22 protein-coding genes are annotated in these 21,543 nt (G+C 55.6%); 10 read left to right on the forward strand and 12 right to left on the reverse strand.

The genetic code is table 11. From position 1 onward, the window contains the following. Positions 1-85: 85 nt before the first annotated feature. Both ectB and FFI95_RS03870 read left to right on the forward strand, forming a co-directional pair. Positions 86-1,354, forward strand: a complete 1,269-nt coding sequence (ectB, locus tag FFI95_RS03865) for a diaminobutyrate--2-oxoglutarate transaminase (protein WP_144821070.1) — start codon at positions 86-88, stop codon at positions 1,352-1,354. A gap of 51 nt (positions 1,355-1,405) precedes the next feature. Next, complete coding sequence (locus FFI95_RS03870) at positions 1,406-2,872, forward strand: aspartate kinase (RefSeq protein ID WP_144821071.1); 1,467 nt, start codon at positions 1,406-1,408, stop codon at positions 2,870-2,872. A 27-nt stretch (positions 2,873-2,899) separates the two neighbouring features. On the opposite strand, the gene FFI95_RS03875 is transcribed toward FFI95_RS03870, so the two are convergent. The 3 genes from FFI95_RS03875 to pdxH are packed head-to-tail and all read right to left on the reverse strand — an operon-like array spanning position 2,900 to position 4,915. Then, positions 2,900-3,505: a DNA-3-methyladenine glycosylase I gene (locus tag FFI95_RS03875; RefSeq protein ID WP_144821072.1), complete on the reverse strand. Its 606-nt coding sequence runs from the start codon at positions 3,503-3,505 to the stop codon at positions 2,900-2,902. 14 nt (positions 3,506-3,519) lie between these two features. Next, a complete protein-coding gene (locus FFI95_RS03880) occupies positions 3,520-4,311 on the reverse strand; it encodes a 4'-phosphopantetheinyl transferase family protein (RefSeq protein ID WP_144821073.1) in 792 nt (263 codons plus the stop codon). Continuing rightward, the gene (pdxH, locus tag FFI95_RS03885) at positions 4,280-4,915 is read right to left on the reverse strand and encodes a pyridoxamine 5'-phosphate oxidase (RefSeq protein ID WP_144821450.1); all 636 of its coding nucleotides are present in this window, start codon (positions 4,913-4,915) and stop codon (positions 4,280-4,282) included. The genes FFI95_RS03880 and pdxH overlap by 32 nt, the downstream gene beginning before the upstream one ends. A 203-nt stretch (positions 4,916-5,118) precedes the next feature. Here pdxH and FFI95_RS03890 point away from each other — a divergent pair, with 203 nt between their 5' ends. The 4 genes from FFI95_RS03890 to FFI95_RS03905 are packed head-to-tail and all read left to right on the forward strand — an operon-like array spanning position 5,119 to position 9,807. Then, positions 5,119-7,947 (forward strand): DUF748 domain-containing protein, encoded by a 2,829-nt coding sequence (locus FFI95_RS03890; protein ID WP_144821074.1) that lies wholly within the window; start codon positions 5,119-5,121, stop codon positions 7,945-7,947. Between the two features lie 5 nt (positions 7,948-7,952). Further along, positions 7,953-8,546: a 5'-deoxynucleotidase gene (yfbR, locus tag FFI95_RS03895; RefSeq protein WP_144821451.1), complete on the forward strand. Its 594-nt coding sequence runs from the start codon at positions 7,953-7,955 to the stop codon at positions 8,544-8,546. A 43-nt stretch (positions 8,547-8,589) separates the two neighbouring features. Further along, positions 8,590-9,357 (forward strand): class II glutamine amidotransferase, encoded by a 768-nt coding sequence (locus tag FFI95_RS03900; RefSeq protein WP_144821075.1) that lies wholly within the window; start codon positions 8,590-8,592, stop codon positions 9,355-9,357. Positions 9,358-9,399: 42 nt separating this feature from the next. Further along, positions 9,400-9,807, forward strand: a complete 408-nt coding sequence (locus tag FFI95_RS03905; RefSeq protein WP_144821076.1) for an NINE protein — start codon at positions 9,400-9,402, stop codon at positions 9,805-9,807. Here the strand turns inward: FFI95_RS03905 and FFI95_RS03910 are convergent. Next, positions 9,800-10,504 (reverse strand): hypothetical protein, encoded by a 705-nt coding sequence (locus tag FFI95_RS03910; protein ID WP_144821077.1) that lies wholly within the window; start codon positions 10,502-10,504, stop codon positions 9,800-9,802. The two genes, FFI95_RS03905 and FFI95_RS03910, sit on opposite strands and share 8 nt — an antisense overlap. Before the next feature lie 255 nt (positions 10,505-10,759). Between FFI95_RS03910 and FFI95_RS03915 the strand changes: the two genes are divergently transcribed. Both FFI95_RS03915 and FFI95_RS03920 read left to right on the forward strand, forming a co-directional pair. Further along, positions 10,760-11,380: a type IV toxin-antitoxin system AbiEi family antitoxin domain-containing protein gene (locus FFI95_RS03915; protein ID WP_246069361.1), complete on the forward strand. Its 621-nt coding sequence runs from the start codon at positions 10,760-10,762 to the stop codon at positions 11,378-11,380. After that, on the forward strand, positions 11,381-12,031 hold the full coding sequence (locus tag FFI95_RS03920) for a nucleotidyl transferase AbiEii/AbiGii toxin family protein (RefSeq protein ID WP_246069368.1): 651 nt from the start codon (positions 11,381-11,383) through the stop codon (positions 12,029-12,031). 216 nt (positions 12,032-12,247) lie between these two features. On the opposite strand, the gene FFI95_RS03925 is transcribed toward FFI95_RS03920, so the two are convergent. From FFI95_RS03925 to FFI95_RS03955, 7 genes are all read right to left on the reverse strand, one after another. Continuing rightward, entirely contained in the window at positions 12,248-12,685 is a 438-nt protein-coding gene (locus FFI95_RS03925; protein ID WP_144821078.1) for a hypothetical protein, read from the reverse strand. Between the two features lie 20 nt (positions 12,686-12,705). Further along, entirely contained in the window at positions 12,706-13,056 is a 351-nt protein-coding gene (locus FFI95_RS03930) for a hypothetical protein (protein WP_144821079.1), read from the reverse strand. 74 nt (positions 13,057-13,130) lie between these two features. Then, positions 13,131-13,649 (reverse strand): Hcp family type VI secretion system effector, encoded by a 519-nt coding sequence (locus tag FFI95_RS03935; protein WP_144821080.1) that lies wholly within the window; start codon positions 13,647-13,649, stop codon positions 13,131-13,133. A 212-nt stretch (positions 13,650-13,861) separates the two neighbouring features. Continuing rightward, positions 13,862-14,674 (reverse strand): energy transducer TonB, encoded by an 813-nt coding sequence (locus FFI95_RS03940; RefSeq protein ID WP_144821081.1) that lies wholly within the window; start codon positions 14,672-14,674, stop codon positions 13,862-13,864. Further along, positions 14,671-15,081: an ExbD/TolR family protein gene (locus FFI95_RS03945; RefSeq protein ID WP_144821082.1), complete on the reverse strand. Its 411-nt coding sequence runs from the start codon at positions 15,079-15,081 to the stop codon at positions 14,671-14,673. Before FFI95_RS03945 ends, FFI95_RS03940 begins: the two co-directional genes overlap by 4 nt. Further along, complete coding sequence (locus FFI95_RS03950) at positions 15,078-15,473, reverse strand: ExbD/TolR family protein (protein ID WP_144821454.1); 396 nt, start codon at positions 15,471-15,473, stop codon at positions 15,078-15,080. Before FFI95_RS03950 ends, FFI95_RS03945 begins: the two co-directional genes overlap by 4 nt. Continuing rightward, entirely contained in the window at positions 15,460-16,290 is an 831-nt protein-coding gene (locus FFI95_RS03955) for a MotA/TolQ/ExbB proton channel family protein (RefSeq protein WP_246069370.1), read from the reverse strand. Before FFI95_RS03955 ends, FFI95_RS03950 begins: the two co-directional genes overlap by 14 nt. A 165-nt stretch (positions 16,291-16,455) precedes the next feature. Between FFI95_RS03955 and FFI95_RS03960 the strand changes: the two genes are divergently transcribed. Next, on the forward strand, positions 16,456-18,801 hold the full coding sequence (locus FFI95_RS03960; protein WP_144821455.1) for a sensor domain-containing diguanylate cyclase: 2,346 nt from the start codon (positions 16,456-16,458) through the stop codon (positions 18,799-18,801). A gap of 2 nt (positions 18,802-18,803) precedes the next feature. Here FFI95_RS03960 and FFI95_RS03965 read toward each other — a convergent pair whose 3' ends face one another. Then, positions 18,804-19,952, reverse strand: coding sequence for a lysozyme family protein (locus tag FFI95_RS03965; RefSeq protein WP_306821735.1), 1,149 nt, complete (start codon positions 19,950-19,952; stop codon positions 18,804-18,806). Positions 19,953-19,995: 43 nt separating this feature from the next. Between FFI95_RS03965 and FFI95_RS03970 the strand changes: the two genes are divergently transcribed. Next, positions 19,996-21,498: an amidase gene (locus tag FFI95_RS03970; RefSeq protein WP_186311955.1), complete on the forward strand. Its 1,503-nt coding sequence runs from the start codon at positions 19,996-19,998 to the stop codon at positions 21,496-21,498. Positions 21,499-21,543 lie beyond the last annotated feature (45 nt).

Consider the following 21,543-nt stretch of genomic DNA (forward strand, 5'->3'; position numbering starts at 1 on the left):
CGCACTGCCGTAACGTGCGCCCGAGTCTCAAGATCATCCTTAAAGAATCCTATTGAAAAAGCCGAACAGGCTAAGAGGTAAGATAATGGAAACTATCAAGTCCATGGAATCCGAAGTTCGTGTATACAGCCGTGCATTTCCGGTTATTTTTAACCGTGCCAAAAACGCGCACATTTATGCGGAAGACGGCAAGCAGTACCTGGACTTTCTCGCCGGCGCCGGTTCACTGAACTATGGCCATAACAACGATACGCTGAAAAAAGCGCTGCTTGAGTATATTGAATCAGACGGTGTGAGCCAGGGCCTGGACCTGTTCACCTCCGCCAAGCACGACTTTATTGATGCTTATAAGAAGTACATTCTTGATCCGCGTGGTCTGGACTACAAAATGCAGTTCACCGGGCCCACAGGCACAAACTGCGTTGAAGCCGCTCTGAAGCTGGCTCGTAAAGTCAAAGGCCGTACTGGCATTATCTCGTTTACCAACGGGTTTCACGGTGTAACCACCGGGGCCGTTGCCGCGACAGGTAACAAGCATCACCGTGGTGGCGTTGGCGCGCCACTGAGCAACGTTGACTTTATGTTCTACGACGGCTACCTCGGGGAAAATGTTGATACCCTCGAAATTATGGACAAACTGCTGTCCGACAGTTCTTCCGGGATTGAAGTACCTGCCGCTGTGATCGTGGAAGCCGTTCAGGGTGAAGGTGGTCTGAACGCAGCTCGCGCCGAATGGCTTAAAGGTCTGGAAACCCTGTGTAAGAAGCACGACATGCTGCTGATTCTGGATGATATCCAGGCTGGTAATGGTCGTACCGGCGAGTTCTTCAGTTTCGAGTTTGCGGGTATTACGCCAGATATCGTAACCGTGTCCAAGTCACTGAGTGGTTATGGTCTGCCCATGGCGCTGGTGCTATTTAAGCCAGAGCTGGATATCTGGGGTCCGGGTGAGCACAACGGCACGTTCCGTGGCAACAACATGGCCTTTGTAACCGCCCGTGCTGCCCTGGAAACCTACTGGAAAGACGACAAGTTCGCCAATGAAGTGAAGGAAAAGACCCAGGTTCTGGGTGATGCACTGCAGGCGATTTGCGATAAGTACCCGGGTCAGTTCAAACTGAAAGGGCGTGGTTTGATGCGCGGCATTGAAGCAACCCGCGCGGAGCTCACAGATCCGATCACCAGGCGCGCCTTTGAGCATGGCCTGATCATTGAGACCAGTGGTCCGAACGATGAAGTTATCAAGTGCCTGATGCCGCTGACAACCAGCAAGGAAGACCTGAAGATGGGTGCTGAACTGCTGGGTAAAAGTGTGGATGAAATCATGCAGGAGGAAGTAACGGAGGCGTCTTAAGACGCCCCGTCACTCCCGATATTCATTCAGCAAGTTAGCCAGGGTATAGATATGAGTAGCCAACTACACACCGTCGAGAAGATCGGTGGTACTTCAATGAGCAACTACGAGGCCGTGCGCGATAACGTTATCGTTGCGGATCGTAGTCATGAAGACCTCTATCAACGTATTTTTGTTGTATCTGCCTACGCCGGAGTGACTGACGAACTACTGGAGCACAAAAAGACCGGCGAGCCAGGCGTGTATGCATTGTTTGCCGATGCTGAGTCGGACTGGGCCTGGGGTGACGACCTCACGAAGCTGATAAAGTTTCTCACCGACATTAACGGTGATCTGTTTGAAGACCCGATGCTGAAACAGCAGGCCGACCAGTTCATTACGGATCGCATTGAAGGTGTTCGTGGTTGCCTGATAGATCTTCAGCGCCTGTGCTCCTATGGTCAGTTCCAGCTTGAAGAGCACCTGCTGACCGTTCGCGAAATGCTCGCTGGTATTGGCGAAGCGCACAGTGCGTTCAATACAGCACTGAAGCTTCAGCAGGAAGGTATCAATGCACGTTTTGTGGACCTGACCGGCTGGCGCGACACGGAGCTGCTACCTCTTGACGAGAAGCTGAAGCAGGCCTTTGACGCAGTTGACCTGACCCGTGAGCTGCCCATCGTGACCGGTTACGCCCAGTGCAAAGAAGGCCTGATGCGTACGTTCGACCGCGGTTACAGCGAGATGACATTCAGCCGTGTGGCAGTCATTACCGATGCCCGCGAGGCGGTCATCCACAAAGAGTTTCACCTCAGTTCTGCCGACCCCAATATTGTGGGTGCTGACAAGGTGGTTCCTCTGGGCCGTACCAACTACGACGTGGCCGATCAGCTGGCGAACCTGGGAATGGAAGCAATCCACCCCCGTGCAGGTAAAGGGTTGCGTCAGGCGGAGATTCCTCTGCGGGTGATGAACACCTTCGAGCCTGAGCATACAGGTACCCTGATCACGGGCGACTACATCAGTGAAAAACCCCAGGTGGAAATTATTGCCGGCGCAAAAGGCGTGTTTGCCATTGAGGTGTTCGATCAGGATATGCAGGGAGAGCCTGGGTCTGATCGTCGTATTCTCGATGTACTGAGCCGCTTTAAGGTGCGCTTTCTGGCCAAGGATACCAACGCCAACACAATTACCCACTACGTAGGCAGCACGCTCAAGCATGTGAAGCGCGTGGTGAATACGCTGAAAGAAGAGTTCAGCACGGGGGAGGTCACCACCCGTAAAGTGGCGGTTGTTTCGGCGATCGGCAGTGATATGAAGGTGCCTGGAATTTTATCGCGCTCGGTAAAGTCACTGGCTGATAAAGAAATCAGTGTATTGGCTCTGCACCAGAGTATGCGTCAGGTGGACATCCAGTTTGTGATTGATGAAGAGGACTACGAAAAAGCCGTCATTGCCTTGCATGGTGTGCTTATCGAGCCTCACAACCATGAGTACGCTATCGTTGCAGCTGAGAGTACGCTGGAGCTTGGAGAATAACCCGGGCCCTCGGAGCGAAAGGCACGATCAGTACGCCAGCAGGCGGCACTGTTCGTGCTGAGGGCAACAGACCAGGTGGTCGTTAACCATTCCGGTGGCCTGCATGAAGGCATAGACAATGGTTGGCCCTACAAAGGTAAACCCGGCGCTCTTGAGCGCCCGGGACATTGCCTCGGATTCCGGGGTGGTAACCGGCACCTCTTCGGTGTTGCGCCAGTGGTTCTGTATCGGGGCGCCATTCACAAACTGCCAGAGAAAGTCTGAAAAACCTGCGCGTGCTTCCTGCAAGCTCAGAAATCCCCTCGCATTTTTAATAATTGACTGCACTTTCAGCTTGTTTCTGACAATGCCCGGATCTGTCAGCAGTTCGGCGATTTTGGCATCGTTGTAGCTGGCAATTCTTTCAGGGTTAAAGTTGTCATAAGCTGAACGGTAGCCTGCCTGTTTGCGAAGAATCGTAATCCAGCTCAGCCCTGCCTGCTGGCCATCCAGACAGAGTTTTTCGAACAATGCCAGGTCATCGTATTCCGGGCGCCCCCACACGGTATCGTGGTAATGCACATACAAGGGGTCGGTGCCACACCAGGGGCAGCGTTCATGGGTCTCCGGAGTATTGTTACGGTTGCTTGTCATGGCTCTAGCGTAGCTTATAAAGACATTGAACGGATACGGCGTTGAAACAGGGGCTCCCAGTCGGTATCCAGTGACGGCACCCGGACCAGGCTGTAGTCGTCAGGGGGTGGCTCCAGCAAGGTGATAGCCGGCCAGGGGCCAGGCAGGTCAGATGCGTTCTGTCGGTAAACCAGAGTGCACAGAAATCCTTCTGCATAAAAAGCACAGGCCTGCCAGTTCTGATCTGGCCGGTCGCCATAGAGTTCAAAATTACGACGGACTTCCAGCGTTTGCAGGTTGCCGGCAATGCCACGTCCGGTTGCTTTCAGCCAGGCTTCTTTCAGGGTCCAGGCTCTGAGAAAGGCCAGTGGGTCGTCCTCCTGAAACAGCCACTCCTGCTCAACCGACGAGAACCAGCGCTTAACCACTTTTTGCCATTGTGGATGGCGCTTGCTGGGTTCAATGTCTATGCCCAGCGCTGATCCGTATTGAACGCTGCAGGCAGACAGGCCGTGGCTATGGCTGAGAGAGAGGTGCCAGCCTGGCGGGCTGGCAGACTCAGTCGGGCGCCCTTTTACCGGCCAGCAGGATGCGGGTGATACAGCTCCGGCTCTACTTAGTGCCTGACGCATCAGCCAGCGACTGGTGAGGAACTCGGCAGCGCGGGCACCATGGAGCTTGCGATACCGCATTTGCTCATCCGTGGTGAGCCAGTCAGGCGCCAGTTGCGGTAACTGGCCGGTCTGATGGCACAGTTTGATGACCGGCGTTTGCTGTGTGCCGGCCGCGCCGGGGTCAGGGCTGAAGTCGTTGGATGAGCCAGCCATCACCTTCCCTTACATACTCAAACCGGTCGTGAAGGCGGCTGGGCCGGCCCTGCCAGAACTCAATCCGCTCGGGAACAATACGGTAACCACCCCAGAACCCGGGCAATGGTATTTCGCCCTCGCTGAATTTGCGTTTCATATCGGCCACCTTCTGTTCCAGCAGGCCGCGGGATGTGATGGCTTTGCTCTGCTCTGAAACCCAGGCACCAATCTGGCTGCCTCGCGGGCGTGAGGCAAAGTATCGAAGGGATTCGGTTTTGCTCACCTTTTCTACCCCGCCCTGAATACGCACCTGACGATTCAGGCCAATCCATGGGAACAGCAGCGCGGCTTTGGGGTTTTCTGCAATATCATGGGCCTTGCGGCTTTCATAGTTAGTGTAGAAAACAAAGCCGTGGTCATCGAAATATTTCAACAGTACCGTCCGCAAATCAGGCATACCGTCGGCACCAGTGGTCGCCAGAGACATGGCGTTGGGCTCAAGAATACCGGCTTTGCGGGCATCCCCGAACCAGGTTTCAAACTGTTGTATCGGGTTGTTGCTCAGCGCTTCGCGATCCAGCCCTTCGCTCTCAAAATCGCGACGCATATCGCCTATGTCCATAAACATTTGCCCTCGTTCGAAGAAAGCCATTAATCAGAGTTAAAAAACACGGGTTAAGAGACCTGAAAAACAGTGTGCAGGATATAGAGTTCGGTTTCTCCTGTCTGCGGTTGCGTGACAGTGGCTGACAAACACATACCTGGCCTACTATCCTTATATACTGTCACCCTACAAAACTTCCATTATTTCAGAAGGTAAAAACAGTGGCCCAAGCCCCCCAGCGCAGTCATCTTTTTCGAAACCTGTTTATTGGTGCGCTCATACTTCTCCTATTGTACAGCCTGGCGGGCTTTCTGTTGCTGCCCTGGTGGCTGAAGCGGACGTTGCCTGATCAGCTGGAGCAACGCATGGGGTGGCAGACAGAGATCAGTGATGTTCGCAGTAATCCGTTTACGCTTAGCCTGGAAGCACGGAACCTGTCGGCTCAGGACAGCGACAATGAGAAGGTTGTGGCATTCGACCGCCTGTATATCAATCTGAACTTCTTTGAGCTGGTTCGGGGCATTGTCGGATTTGAAGCTATTGAACTTGATGAGCCGTTTATCCGGCTCGATCTGCTTGAAGATTACAGTGTGAACTTTGCCCGGGACTTCCAGGCTGCCCGTGCAGAACAGGACGATGGGGAAGCAGAGCAGTCCGGAACAGAAGACGAGGGTGGATTGCCTTCACTGTATTTTCAGCAGCTCGCAATCAACGGGGGTGAAGTGTTGTTCCGGGACTTCACCCAGGAGGAAATGGCGGAGTTCCGGATTACGCCACTGGATCTGACACTGAACGATCTGGCCACCTGGCAGCGGGAGGATCGCCGCAGTGGCTATCACCTGCAGGCGTCTCTGGGCACTCAGTCACTTGAATGGCAGGGCAAGCTCAGTGTTACGCCGCTTTATTCCAACGGAAGCCTCGCCATCACCGGTGTGGATCACAATACGTTGGGGCACTTTCTCGCACCTTACCTTCCCTATGATCTGCGCAGCGGCAAAGTGACCGTGCGCTCCGATTATGAGCTTCAGGCAGGCGATGTTCTGCATCTGCTCACCCGCAATGGCAGCGTGTCAGTGGAAGATCTCGCCGTAGCGCCAGGCACACAGAGTGCGGAGCCGCGCCTGACGACAGCTGCCATTGCCGTTAACAACATAGGCTTTGACCTTAATGCCCGAAAAGCCAGTGTCGGCGAGATTAGTCTGGAGCAGCCGGATATCGCCCTGGCGCGTAACCAGGAAGGCGAGATTGACTGGCTGGCGGCATTGGATACTTTTTCCGGGGACAGTGACGCTCAGGAGCCGGCCCCGGATGCAGCTGCCAAAGCGGAGCGGCCTTTCCGCTGGTCACTGGCGGGCATCCGTGTGTCTGAGGGCCGGGTTCTCTGGCAGGATCAACAGCCGGACTCGCCTGCAGAAGTAACACTGGAGCAGTTGTCACTGGTGACCGGTGATATTCGCAGTGCCATGGAAGATCCAACCTCATACCGGCTGCAATCAGTGCTGGGAAGTGGCGGCACTCTTTCCCTTAATGGGCAGATTACCCCCCAACCTTTTACGCTGGAGGCTGCCATCTCCGGCTCGGGCGTTGTGCTGTCTGCCTTTGAGCCCTACCTGCAGGAATCGGCGAATCTGGCCATTGCAGGCGGTACTCTGGGGCTGGACGGAAACCTGGACCTTGATAACCAGGAGGCGCCTTTAACCGGCACGTTCAGCGGCACAGCCGAGGTTTCAGGGCTGGACCTCAAACTGCCGGAAAGCAATGAACAGCTTGTCTCCTGGCAGACACTGCGCCTGGCGCCCATTGAGTACAATGTACATCCGGCCAGGCTTGAGATCGGGACCGTCAACCTTGTCCGGCCGGCGATCAACCTGGTGCGCCATACCGGCAATGTGCATAACATTGAACAGATCATGGCCTCCCCGGCTACTGATCCGGAAGCAACTGCCACGGCGCCGGAAGCAGAGGCTGGTGAACAGACACAGTTTATCGTCCGTGTGGGCCAGTTGATGCTTGAAAACGGTGTGCTTGATTACACAGACCGGACTCTGGACCCGGTGTTTACCACCACACTCGATCAGCTTAATGGCACAGTCACCGGGCTCAGTAATGTCTCACCCCAGCAGGGTAAGGTTGCGATAACCGGTCGTGTGGGAGGCAGCGGCCGTGTGGAGCTTGAAGGGACAGTAGGTCCCCTGGGGACGGAGGAAACCAGTCATTTGACGCTTGCTATGCAGGATCTTTCGCTGCCGGCGCTGTCGCCATACATTGGCCGTTACCTGGGCTATGGAGTAGAGAGTGGAAAACTGGCACTGGATCTGGATTATGAGATTACCGGCAGCCAGATAGAGGCTTCCAACCTTATCGTTGCAGACCGTCTCGGGCTTGGAGCCAGCATTGCCAGTGAGCAGGCAGTCGATGTGCCGGTTAAGCTGGGGCTGGCGTTGTTGCGGAACAACGACGGTGTAATAGAGATTAACCTGCCCATCAGTGGCGACCTGGATAACCCCGAGTTCAGCGTTGGCCAGGTGGTTATGAACACGTTTGTGAACCTGCTGGCCAAGGCTGCTACATCGCCATTCAGCATTCTGGGCTCGCTTGCTGATTTTGCCGGCCTCAGCGGTGAAGAGCTCGGGCAGGTATACTTTGAGCCGGGTAATGCCCGACTGGCTCCCGGCGAGGCAGAAAAACTGGCAGCCCTGGCTGAGGCCCTGCGTAACCGGCCGGATCTGTTACTGAATATACGGGGCGGAGTATCCCGGGTGACCGATGGCGTGGTGCTGCTGCGAGAGGAGCTGGCCGCAAGCGGAAACGGGGCGCCGACGGAGCAGGCATGGGAAGAAGCCCGCGAGGCTTATCTGGCGGGTGAGCGTACACTGGCAGCAGAAGCGCTCGGCAAACTTGCCAGCGCCAGAGCAGTTGCTGTTCAGGACATCCTTCGCAACACTCACGACGTACCTGCGGCCCAGTTGTTCTTGCTGGATCCTTCACGGGATGCCCGGGTATCGGACAATGGTAAAGTGGTGGTTGAATTTACACTGGATGCCCGTTAATGCGAATGCCAAACCCTGTGAGTCATTTTTTCGCGTATGTGTCCCGTCTGCGCTGGATCAAGCGCTGGGGCCTGATGCGTAATGCCATTGAGGAAAACGTGGCCACGCATTCCTGGGAAGTGGCGACACTGGCCCATGCACTGGCCATTATCCGGAACCGGCATTTTGATGGCCGGGTCAATGTGGACCGCATTGCAGCGGCGGCGCTTTACCATGATGCAACGGAAGTGATTACCGGTGATATGCCCACCCCGGTAAAATATCATTCACAGGTGATGCGAGAGGCCTTTGGCGATATTGAGCACAAGGCAGAGGCAGAGTTGCTGGCGTTACTGCCACCCGACCTGCGTGATGACTTCTCACCGTACCTTCAGGAGTCCCGGCAGTCGGCTGAGGATCGCGAGTTGATCAAGGCGGCAGACCGTTTGTCCGCCTGGCTGAAGTGCCAGGCCGAAGTGCGGGCGGGTAACCGTGAGTTTGAGCCGGCTGAAAAGCAAATCCGGCAACGGCTTGAGCAGGAGGGATTGCCCGAGGTTGTCTATTTTATGAAGGTCTTCGCGCCCAGCTACGAAGAACCTCTGGATAACCTGCTGGGTTAAATACCATTAGGGAAATTCACTCGGTACGGAGCCGAATACTGTTATGTGCGAGCTTCTGGCGATGAGCGCCAACACGCCCACGGATCTTTGCTTCAGCTTCACCGGGCTGACGCGTCGGGGTGGCGACACCGGTCCCCACAAGGACGGCTGGGGTGTGGCATTTTATGAAGGCAAAGGTGTGCGAGCGTTCCACGATGTGGATGCCAGCTCAAACTCCCGGCTTGCGGAAGTGGTGCAGACCCACCCAATCAAAAGCGAAGTGGCTATCTGCCATATTCGCCAGGCCAATGTGGGCGGGACCAGCCTGGCCAATACCCACCCCTTCAGGCGCGAGCTCTGGGGCAGGTACTGGGTATTTGCCCATAATGGACAGCTTTCCGGATTCCGGCCTGCGCCAGGGTTTTATGAACCGGTAGGCGACACCGACAGCGAGGGGCTGTTCTGCGAGATGCTCAATCACCTGCGCACACATTGTGATCGGGAGGACTCTGCAGAAACCATCACAGAACATCTGGTTCAGCTCTCCCGGTCATTTGCCGCCCAGGGTGTTTTCAACCTGCTTCTGAGTAACGGCGACTGGCTGTTTACCTACTGCACCACGAAAATGGCCAGCATTACGCGCCGCGCTCCCTTTGGCCCCGCGAGACTGAAAGATGCCGACGTGATTGTGGACTTTGAAGCGGAAACCACGCCCAACGATATCGTCAGCGTGATAGTAACCGAGCCACTGACCAGTGATGAGCAGTGGGACATCTACAAGCCCGGAGAATGGCGATTGTGGCGGCAAGGGGTTGTGGAATTACAGGGCTAGCTTCATATTAAGCATTGAATTCAGCAGCATCTGGAAACCGATATGACTATCCGACCGGATACCCACAGTAAATTGTTTGGTTACCTGCTCTGGATCTTCGGGTTCTTAGGGTCTCACCGTTTTTATTACGGCAAACCGATCACGGGAACCCTCTGGTTCTTTACGTTTGGCCTGTTCCTGATTGGCTGGATTATCGACTTCTTTCTGATACCTGCCATGGATGAGCAGGCCGATCACCGGTTTCGCGAAGGCGAAGTAAGCTACAACATTGGCTGGCTGCTGCTGACCTTCACCGGCGTGTTCGGTTTGCACAGGATGTATATGGGCAAGTGGATCACCGGGATTATTTACCTGTTAACCGGCGGCCTCTTCCTGATTGGTGTCCTTTATGATTTCTGGACACTGAATGACCAGATCTCCGAACGCAATCAGTACATAAAGTTTAACTGAGGTTGGCCTGCTTCAGCATTTGTAGCGGCACCCGGTAACGTCTGCCGCGGAACTGGCCAGTGCCGGCAACAGTGCAGGTTTTACGGTTGACTCGGGTGATCCTGCCCTGGAATTCCTGCAGCCCCTGGGCAAAAAGCACAGCCTCGCCAACACGCCAGCGGGCTCGTTGAACATCCGGGTCAGGCAGCTCAAACGGTCGCGAAGGCAGTGACACGCCAGACTGTTTGCTGTGTTCCGCCAGTATCTGCCGCACCTCATGGGCACTGCCGTTGTTATGCAATTCATCCAGAATACCGTAGAAGTGCCGGTTGTGTACCGAGCCCCGATAACGCTTCCCGGCGTTTTGTTGCAGCAGGTGGGCAAACTCGTGACAACAGGTGTGCGCCAGTAAATTCAGCGTGCTCAGCTGTCCACCAAAGTACCCCCGCTGATGAACTTCCCGGCTGGAAAGCCAGCCCTCTGCTGTATGAGGGTGGTGTTTAGCCTGAATCATGCGCAGACCGTAGGTAATCGTATGCTGCTTTCGCTGTGGGTCAAAACGGTGATAGGTAGCCTGACCGGAACCCACCCGGCACGCCAGGGTGCTGCCAGGTAAGCGCTGCTGAACCCGGCTTGCGGCAGCTGGCCACAAAACCTGTTCTGTGGCATTGCACATCAGCTTGCCGAGTTTTCGGGCGTAATCGTTGGAATTGCTCATGGATGTTACTGGGCAGAGTGTCTGCAGGCACGAATAATGGGTTTGCACCAGAATAACGTTGGGCTGGCAGGTTTGCTATGGCTCAAAGGTGCAATTTTGTTTAGAGTCGCTCCGATGCCCCCCGTGGAAAACCTGAATATCCAGCTTCCGCCTTCCATGCAGAATGACGAGTCGGATAGCGCCGACGAATCCGCCGCTTGAACTCCTGATGGTAGTCAGACAAACTGTCACCAGATACCAATAAGTGGTGACGGTTTGTCTGATTCTGGTTCTGCCCGATTCTCTCGAGCACAACTCCAAACCCTGTTTCGACAGCACGGCGGCCAGCTACGCCTGAGCGAAGCGCTGGCTCAAGGTTTTAGCCGGTACCAGTTCTATCAGCTTCGGGACGAAGGGCTGATTGAGCCAGTCAGCCGTGGGTTGTACCGGCTAGCAGAACTGCCACCCATTGAAAACCCGGATCTGGTGGCTGCCGTTACCCGTTTTCCGAATGCGGTGCTTTGCCTGATTTCCGCGCTGGACTGGCATAGCATCACCACACAGATTCCCCATCAGGTGCATCTGGCGGTGGAGCGGGATGCCCGCCTGCCAGTGCTGGATTATCCGCCGGTGGCCGGGTACCGATTCTCCGGGCCGGCTTTTAGTGCAGGCATTGAAAAGGTGGACGTGGATGGCATTACTCTGAACGTCTACAACCCGGAGAAAACCCTGGCGGACTGCTTCAAGTTCCGCAACCGTATTGGCATGGATGTCGTGCTGGAGGCGCTGGAGCTTTATCGCACCCGGAAAACGTTTCGTCCCGGCAAGCTGATGGAGTACGCCCGAATCTGCCGGGTCGGTAATGTGATGGCACCCTATGTGGAAGCCAAGCTGTGAATGGAATCAATCAACGGAATCACGACCGAGGTGACGGACGATGGCTTGCGCTTCGATTCGGGTACCCTGAAGGCTGAGGCTATTACTGAGGACGCGGACTACCAGGGATTGCGGGTGACATTCACCGGCTTTCTCGACAAGGCCAGGATATTGATGCAATTGGATATCGGCTTTGGCGATCCTATATTTCCCTTTCCGTCCTGGCTGGAGTTTCCGGCCCTGCTGGATTTCCCCAAGGCACGAATCAAGTGTTACACGCCGGAATCGTCTATTGCGGAGAAGTTCCAGGCAATGGTGAACCTGGGTGAACTGAACAGTCGCATGAAGGACTTTTACGATATCTGGCTGCTCTCGCGTCAGCACGAATTCCGGATGGAGCACCTGATGGGTGCGGTTGAAGCGACTTTTCGGAAACGAGGCACGGAAATTCCTGATAACAGTCCCTTTTCTGACGCCTTCATGGACAGCAAGCAGCCACAATGGCAGGCTTTCCGTAAACGCCTTGGCCAAGACCATGTGCCAGAGGCATTTTCGGAAGTTGTAGAAGCGGTGGTTGAGTTTCTCAGTCCTGTGATGGCGCGCAGCGCAAAGGATGCCCCCAGGGAAATCTGGCACCCACCCGGTCCATGGAGTCGGCAGGCCGATGGCTAATTTTATTTCGGAAGACAACATTGAGCAGGCGCTGTTGCAGCGACTGCAGCATGTACGAGGCTTCAACGCGCTGACAAGCGGGATATGGTTTTCCCTGTCGAGTAAAATGTTTTCGACTTAGTGGTGGAGTTTGCAGCCAATGGTAGGAAGTGGGTCGCGTAGCGGCGGACAATCTGTTCAAGTCACCACCCACAACAAGAAATCACAAAAAAATCGTTAGATACCGGGTGATATCGATCCAGCAATTTTATCAAATTCCTCTTCTGGAAAGCTGAAAATAAGGATGGAATCGGGGTGCTCCTCATTGACCAAATAGCCGGTCAGATAATTACGGTACTTCGCAGAGAACCCTTTGAACCCTGAGGAAAAGCTGAGCGAGTTTGTTTCAACGGTCTCTGATTCCGAGTCGGATCTGAGTTTGCTCAGGAAATCAGAGGTTGAAGGAATTTCCCTGGGTACGGGCTCGACTCGGATGAATCCGATGAACTTCCCGTTACGAAAGAGGCTTGTTTCGTTGCTGTCGATGCGCAAAGTATCAAATAAGGATGATTGCACTGACACCGCGTACTCTTGGCTGGGTGACAATGATATTGATTTGGTAGATGCGCAGCCAGAAAGAGCAAAAATGAGTGTCGCTATTGCAATGAACTTCATTGGCTTTATGTGTCCTTATCTTATCTCAGTGAAGCTTCCAGTGGGCTTCTGAATTGTAGCCCACGAGTCATCTTGCAGGTAAGGCTGAGTTTAACCGAGCCTCGAACAAAAGGTTCTCCTGCGGCACGGATCACTCTGATTGCCCATTTTCGGATACCATTTGCCGGCGCGAGCAGGTCTTTGGGGTTTGGCACAGCATCTATCCAACGACTGCATTCATCGCTCTCGGTAATCAGCTGCGCAATAAGCTCTAATGTCTCTGGCGTTATGCTGCCGGTATGAAATCGGCTTGCGATGCGCTCATTGTAAAACGCAGTGATGATCGCCTGAACGGCCGCAACTTCTTCCTCAGTTAAATTAATGTTGCTCACTATCAAATTCCTTTTGATAGATTGAATGGCGAAAGAGGGGTCTTGACCCCTCTTTTTGACATCAAAGCGGTAAATTACGCCTCGATCGGCGAACGCCAGTCATCAGCACCGGAAGTACCCGCAACGGCATGCTCCCAGGTGACCTTGCGGTAGGACAGGGAAACAGTAACCAGCTGGGTGAAATCCGCGCTGGCGGCGTCCTGACAGTGGGGCATGGTGCAGTTGATATCGATGATGGTGGCATCTTCCAGGATGGTGGAGAAGAAATGCTCCTGCTTGCCTTCAACAGACGTGCGGTACCACTTAAGCTCAACCTTGGGCAGCATTTCGCCAGATGCCAGGGCGTTGTACATCAGCGGTGTAGCTTTGTTCAGTGCAGAGGTGAACTTGAACGGCTTGTGGACACGCTGGCCGGAGGGCTGGCCGGACTGGGGGTCGGTGGGAACGGTCACTACGTGACTGAATTCCTGAACCAGTACTTCGTCTTCATGACCTTCGACATAGATGTTGCCGACGGAATCGGAAGTGAATGCACCCGCGGTGATGTTCCCCTGGGTCTGGCCTTCGATCGCGATATAACAAGGAGTTGGCATAGTCTGCTCCGTGACGTTTGAATGAGTAAATGTCCCTGGGTACGTCCCTGGACAGCTATGTATAAACAAAGCCCATGCCAAGTATTAAAATACAAGAATAAACAAGTGGTTAAAGGTTTTCCCGAAAGGTGGGGCATGCTGTGGGCAAGCCCTTGCCCAAGTTTCGGGCGAGGAATGGCTGGCCGGGCAAAAACTTGCTTAGCCAGCCGGGGTCAGCGCAGGTTAAATCTGACGGGTAATGCGTAGCTGAAGGTGCGACCGGCCATATCATCGGGCACGGGGGGTAACGGCGCTGCTTGTTTGAGCATGGCCAGGGCCGCCTTGTCCAGCAGTGTGTGGCCAGATTCTTCGCGCAGGCTGTGGCCGACCAGTGAGCCATCCCGGCGGAACTCGAAGGTGATGACCGGTGTGCCTTCCTGCCTCAGCCTGCGGGCCCGGCGCGGGTACTCATAAAAGCGGGACAAGTGTCGGCTGAGTCGGGCCAGGTAATCATCAACGGCAGATGGGTTACCGGCCTTCTGCAGGGGCACGGATGATTGTGCCTCTGCTTCTGCATTTTCATTTGCGGGTTCAGGCTGCTCGTTGACGTCTGTTTCTGCTGTAGAGTCCTGTGTCTGTACTTCGGGAGTTGCAGTCGGCTCTTCAGGTTGCGACCGTGTTTCAGGCTCAGGCTCAGGCTCAGGCTCAGGCTCAGGCTCAGGCTCAGGCTCAGGCTCAGGCTCAGGCTCAGGCTCAGGCTCAGGCTCAGGCTCAGGCTCAGGCTCAGGCTCAGGCTCAGGCTCGGGCTCAGGCTCGGGTGGCTGTTCTTTTTCAGGCTTTGGTGCAGGTTCCGGGTTTGCGTTCTCCGCCGGGGCGGGAGCGTCTGCAAGGGAAATCCTGATAGCAGGCGCAGTGGTGACCTCGGCATTACCGGGTTGCGTGATTTTTACAGGGGTGTCAGGGACAGCCGCCACGAGAATGCCTGCAGCCAGTACCACAGCAATCGCCAGCAGGCACAGGCGAGCACCTTTTCCCGAAACCGTCATGTTTCCGGCTCCGTCAGCAGCAGAATGTCTTCATAACCCCCTTGTTCCAGGGTACGAAGCAGCGTCTCAAGATCTGCCATGCTAATACTGCTGGCGGCAGCGATTTTCAGAGGGCTCTGGGTGTCCGGTTCGGGCAACTGCTGAAGCAAGGACTGTGCATCCACGGTTTTACTGTCAACTCGCCAGGTTCCCTGGGCGTTGACCAGAATATCCGCGTGGGGCGGCTGTTGCTCCGTGCTTGCAGAGGTGGCCGGCAGTTCGGGCAAAGGGTCATCTGCGAGCTGGCCTGCCACAATAAAAAACATCAACAACAGAAAAACCAGGTTGATCAGGGGCAGAAGTGCGTCCTCGACGCGCTCCATGAGGGACTTGCCAGAGGCAGACGGTGGTGGAACCAGATCAGTCATGGTGTTTCTTCGGTCGCACGTTTCCAGTGGGCCTGAATGCCACTGCCAGACAGCTCGCTCAGAGTGGCCGTGAACAGACTCAGCCGGGTGTCTGATGCGGTTGTCAGGTTCACCTCGGAAATGCCCTCGCTACGAAGCCGGGGTAACAGCTGGTCGAGCGGCAGAGTAAGGTCTTGCCACTCTATCTTGCCACTTTCAGTAACAAGCAGCAGGGGCAAAGGCTCACCTGTAACCCTGCTCCGGTTGTCCGTGTTGTTCGCCAGCTCCAGGTGGTCGACAGGCAAAAGTCGGCTGGTGAGCATAAAAAAGACCAACAGAATGAACACCACATCGATCAGTGGTGTCAGACGTATAGGCATGGGCCGGCTGGGCCGGGGTTTAACCAGTTGCATGGGCGAAGCGCTGAGTGCCGTAGTTTTCAGAATCCTGCGCATTCCCGGGCTCCGCCTGTTGGCGGCGAGCATCCGGCGTTGAAACAGGTTCGGGCTGCTGGGCAATGGCGTCAGGCTTGACGCTCAGTACAGTCACCAGAGTGTTGTTAACGACGGAGTGAATGCGTCGCAACCGGAATTCAATCCAGGCCGCCAGAGCGGCGAAGGGAATGGCGACAACCAGGCCTGCCGCGGTAGTGGTCAGTGCTTCATAGATCCCGCCACTTAGTTGCGACGCATTGGCGCGGCCTTCTGTGGCGGCCATTGCGCTGAAGGCTTCCATCATGCCCAAAACTGTCCCCAGCAGACCGAGTAACGGGGCCAGGGCGGCAATGACTTCAATGATTTTCAGCGGGGCTTCAAACGGCTCAAGTCCCTGTTGCGCATCCCGGCTCAGGGTTTCCCGGGTCTGTTGGTCACTCTCGCCGCTTTGTTGCGCTTCAATGGTATTGGTGACCAGGTGATGCAGAGGGTTCAGCTTGGTCCACGCGCCGGCCTGCTGGCGCAGTGTCTGCGGGTTAACGCTGGAAGGGTCCCGTTGCCAAAGTGTAATCACCTTCTTAAGCTTCCCGGACAGCCTTGGTGCGTAAAGAGCGCCAAGGAGCATCAAATAAATAAAGGTGATAAAGCCCAGTATTGCCATTACGAGCAACACCACCATGACGGGGCCACCCATGGCTAGAAGTTGATGGAGAGGGCTGTCAGCCACCCCGGAGCTGGACGGGGCCAGGAAATTCATCATGGCGGTAACCACTGTGCTTTGAATGTGATGCGTCATGATAATGATTCTCATTGTGTTTGCAAGCCTGTAACCCTCTCAAAGGCAGAAGCCTGTTAAGATTCCTATCGTTGTGGAATACATTCCACGCGTGTATTGACGATAACTCGGGGCGTTATTATTAATTCGCAATTGATAAAAAGAGGAAGCGTTGCTGTTGTGTTGATGAGGCGCTGGCTTGATAGCCTGGTTAACCGGGCTGTGCTGTTTGTTGTAGGAGTTGTCGTTGTAACGGCACTGCTGGTTGTAGTCGCCGGGACATTGCTCAGCCGTTCGGAACTCGAACAGCAGGCAGCAGATCAGGTGACAACCATAGCCCGGCTTGCCGCCAGTGATCTGGACGACACGTTGTCACAACGCCTGGAAACGTTGAGTTATGTGGCGCAGGAGTTATCCATGAGCCGGGATTCATTCGGGGTGCAGGCAAAGGCGCGTATGCGTCGACAGGGGGCATTATCCCAGCTGTTTGATGCGGTTTATCTCATTGATGAGCAGGGCAAAGCCATTGCCGGGTACCCGGGCACCCGGGGAATGATTGGTACCGATGTCAGTAATCGTCTGTATTTCCAGAAAGCATCAACACAATTAACTCCGGTTATCAGTGAGCCCTATCGTTCGCATTACCAGGGTTCACCCTCGGTTATGTTGGCTGTTCCCGTGTTTGATCATAAACAGCGGTTTATCGGAGTGCTCGGGGGCGTTATTTCCCTTGCAGGCGACCATTTGATTGAAGAGCTTTTACGTATCCGCATCGGTGACACCGGGTATATCGCTGTTGTCACCCACGATGGCACCGTACTGGCTAATGGTCGGAATGGTGAAGTTATGCAGCCACTGAGAGGCGCCAATCCGATTGTGGCTGATGCTATGGACGGCTTTGAGGGAACGGCTCAGACACGCAACAGCCAAGGGGAAAAAATTATTCTGTCGATCAGGCAGATGGCGCAGGTACCCTGGTTTGTAGCCGCTGTCTGGCCAGCCCGTGAAGCCTACGCCTCCACAATCCGGATTAAAGATGCGTTTCTGTGGGTCTTGCTGGCAGTGCTTCTGTTGGTTGTTCCGGTTGCCATGTGGCGCTTCCGGCGTCTTATGGCGCCCCTGCAGACACTGGGAACACAGGTGTATGAACGTCACCTGGGCCTGAGAAGTGACCCTGTAGGCAGTTCCGGATGGTCAGAAATTAACCAGGTGGCTGATATATTCAACACGGTCATGGATGAACGCGACCATGCGATGAGTATTCTGGCTGAAAGAGAGGCGTTTTTCCGCTCGCTTACCCAGGGTGCACCTGTGGGTATTGTCCAGGCCGATGTGCTGGGTCGTATTGAGTTTGTAAACCCGGCGTTCGAAAGTATCAGCGGCCTGACACAGGAGGAGGTGAGTGGTTCGCACCTGTTCGATTGTATCTTGCCCGACGATCGTGATGCGGTGATTAAAGGCTGGCAGCAGGCCCGCCAGAAACAGAAGGTTTTCAGGAACCGGTTCCGGTTGCAGGGTGTGGATATTGATCATCCGGTCTGGTGTCAGATAACCACTGCGCCAATGGCCACGCCGGAAAAGGTCATGGGAACCATCACCATTGTGCGCGACATTTCCCGGGAACTGGAAGTGGAGGCAACACTCCGGGATGAGCAAAGGCGCGCAGAAAGCATACTTGAAGTGATTCGGGAAGGGGTGTTGATGGCAGATACCAGCGGTCGTATCCGGTATGCGAATCACGCCGTGGGGCGGTTTCTGGGCACCAGCGAAGAGTTTCTGGGTGAAAATGTGTTTGAACTGATCGCTATTGAGCATGAAGAGAAGGTACTTCCCAGGGAGTGGTTTCTGGAGCAGGACCGGCTGTACAGCCTTTATGCCACCCTCCGTAATCACAGCGGCGAGATTCTGGATGTGGATCTGAGCATGATTCACATTCGCCATGGCAAAGAAAACGAGCGCCTGGTGCTTGTGCTGCGGGACGATACTGAGCGCCGGCGTGAGAAGGAGCGGCTATCCTGGGAAGCGGCCCACGACCCCCTGACACAACTGCTGAACCGTCGCGCATTCAATGCTGCATTGACTAAATGCCTGACAGAGCCGGCGGATGAAGATACGCGTTCTGTGCTGTTGATGATTGATCTTGATGGCTTTAAACCGGTGAATGATGAGGGCGGTCACCTGCTCGGCGACGAGTTGTTGCAGTGCCTTGCGGGAGTGTTCAAAGAATCGGTGCGCCAGTCCGATACTGTTGCTCGTATAGGCGGTGACGAGTTCGGGATTATACTCCCCGGGTGCGGGCTAGACCGGGCAATAACCCTGGCAGAGGGAATCCGGGCCCGTGTTGAAGCGTGCAAGCTGGAGCAGAAGGGCCGGAAATTCGGCGTTACGGTCAGTATTGGTGTGACGGAGTTGGTGCCTGAAGATCATGATTCCAAACACGTGGTCGCAAGGGCCGATGAGGGCACCTACCTTGCGAAATCACAAGGGCGTAACCAGGTTGTGGTAATGCCCCCTCCTGGCAACCCGGTGTAGGACTACTCCCGGTCGCAAAGCGCCGTGGACTTGAGCCCAGCTGTCTGGCACAGGGCCTCCGTTGCCAGTTGCACATCGGCCACGTAATACAATGACGCCAGCCCAAGCCTGTCCCGGCCCAGATTGTGGAAGACCATGCCGAACGCGATATCACCTGCTGAATAGCGTTCGTGATGTACTGCAAAATACTCCGCCGGTTTTGCCAGAGTTTCGTCATCGAGAAGTGCCTGCACACGGCCGGCACCCCCATGATAGGCCTGAACCAGTAAAAGCAGAAAAAGCTCATTCTGCTTGCTTTCAGGCAGGTGCCCAAAGCGCTCGTCGAAAACGGGTTGCAGGTTGCGGGCATTCTGATGCGTCAGGCGCAAGGCGCAATCAAATTGCGCCAGCCGGTTCCAGTAATTTCTGGGCCGGATCCGGCAGTCTTTCAGGGCGGGCGGTGACAGCTGAAGGATCCCCCTGGCATTGGCGCTGGAATGCGCCCGAACCCGGGCGCCACTTTCAATCAAAAGTTGCCCGGCCAGGTACCTTGGCAGATTATCAGGCAGTGTCAGACGGCCCTGCTGTTGGCGGGTTTCAGTGACATGCATCAGCGCTTCATGCAGCGACCCCGGGCGTTCTTTGCTGCCGAAGGAAAGGTCGTCCCAGGCTCCCCACAGGCGATCTTCGTCACTTTTGCCCAGATAGCGACTGATGGAGGCATCAAGGTCCACATGGGGCTGATCGCAGGCAAGAGCGAAGGGGTAGCCCCTGGTACCGGCGTCACCGGCAATCCACTCCTGGGCGCGCTCTTCCTGGTAAAGGGACTGACGGGTGTCGTTCAGGCGTTTCTGGGTGACTTCCCGGTCGGCGTCGTTGCTGATCCAGCCCAGAAACTGCCCGCGCATATCAAACAGAATGTGGCGCTCGGGATTTGAGCAGTAACCGTTTTCGGCCAGCACCCAGCGGCGAATAGTCAGGATGTTCCGGTAAACGCCCTGGCTGACCCAGTACGGCGAGCTTCGCACGATAGCCTTCCAGCCTTCGGATTCAGCCGTTTCACTCTCTGCCTGGTTTTCCTCTGCCAAAGCAGAGGGTTGAGCCAGGACGGTCAGGATGAAAAACAGGGTAAGCTGACGTAAGCTGGCAAATCTTGAAATCATAAGCGACATGTCCGCGGCACTCCGGGCATTACAATAACAAATGGACGCCTTTATGAAGCAATCTGAATATCTTCGTTATGACGCCACTGCACTGGCAGATCTTATCCGCCGTGGTGAGGTAAGTTCCAGAGAAGTATGCGAGGCAGCCGTGGAACGGGCAAGCTCTGTGAATGCTTCCCTCAATGCCATCTGCCTTCCCCGGTTTTCCGAAGCCCTGGCCCAAGAGTTCCCAGAGCAGGGCACGTTTGCCGGTGTTCCCTTGCTTCTCAAGGATCTGGCTCAGGAGCAGGCGGGGCAACCCTGCACCTATGGCAGCCGTGGCTTTCGCAACAACATAGCAGCCCGGGATTCAGAGTTTGTACACCGCGCCCGTGAGGGTGGACTGGTTTTTCTGGGGCGGACGGCAACACCGGAATTCGGCCTTAAGGCAATTACCGAGTCTGAACTCTGGGGGCCCACACGTAACCCCTGGGATACCAGCCTGACGCCCGGAGGCTCCAGTGGAGGCTCGGGTGCGGCGACGGCTGCGGGCGTTGTCCCCATGGCAGGCGCCAATGACGGTGGAGGCTCAATCCGTATCCCGGCCGCGTATAACGGACTGTTCGGGCTTAAGCCATCCCGTGGGCGTATTCCCAGTGGCCCTATGCTGGGCGAGGCCTGGACAGGGGCCTCATCGGACCATGTGGTTACCCGCACCGTGCGGGACAGCGCTGCCATGCTTGACTTACTTAGCGGGCCCGCTTCGGGTGATCCTTTTGTGATTCCGGCGCCCGCCGAACCCTATGCCAGCCTGGTGCACAAAGCACCTGGCCACCTGAAAATTGGTATGTTTACGTCATCCCCTTATGACACAGACGTGGCGCCCGAGTGCGTCGCAGCTGTTGAGGAAACCGCGCGAATACTGGAAAACCTGGGACACACTGTTGAGTACGCCCAGCCGGAGTTCGACGGGATGGCGATGGCGCGCTGTTATCTTGGCCTTTATTTTGGCGAAGTGTCTGCCATGATTGCTAAAGCCCGGAAAGAACAGGGAGCGAGTGATCGGGATTTTGAGCTGGATACCCGCCTGCTGGGCATGCTGGGAGAGACTCTGCCGTTGTCGGATTATGTGCTCCTGCGCCAGCAGTGGAACGAATTTGCCCGGGCACTGGGGGCGTTCTTCACGGATTATGATTTATACCTCAGCCCCACGACCGGCCAGATGCCTGCCCGGATAGGCGAGCTGGAAACACCCGCGCACCTGAAAATAGCGGCAAAAATAATGCTGGCTCTGAAGGCTGGAAAAACGGTGCATCGCAGTGGCCAGGCGGATCAGATGGCTCTGGAAAGCCTGGCCCGGACACCGTTTACCCAGCTGGCCAACCTGACCGGTACACCCGCCATGTCAGTGCCCGTTCACTGGACAACCGAAGGCTTACCTGTGGGGGTACAGTTCGGTGCAGCGCACGGCGGTGAGGGTGTATTGCTTCAGCTGGCAGCGCAGCTTGAAGCGGCTTCTCCCTGGCAGGGTCATTACCAGCGCCTTGATGCGGCATTCCCGGGACAGGGCTTGTGATTCGCTGATTCAGCCCCACGTTTATCTTTCAACGCGTAACAGGCT

The sequence above is a fragment of the Marinobacter piscis genome (assembly GCF_007671655.1).
In the GTDB taxonomy this organism is placed as follows: domain Bacteria; phylum Pseudomonadota; class Gammaproteobacteria; order Pseudomonadales; family Oleiphilaceae; genus Marinobacter; species Marinobacter piscensis.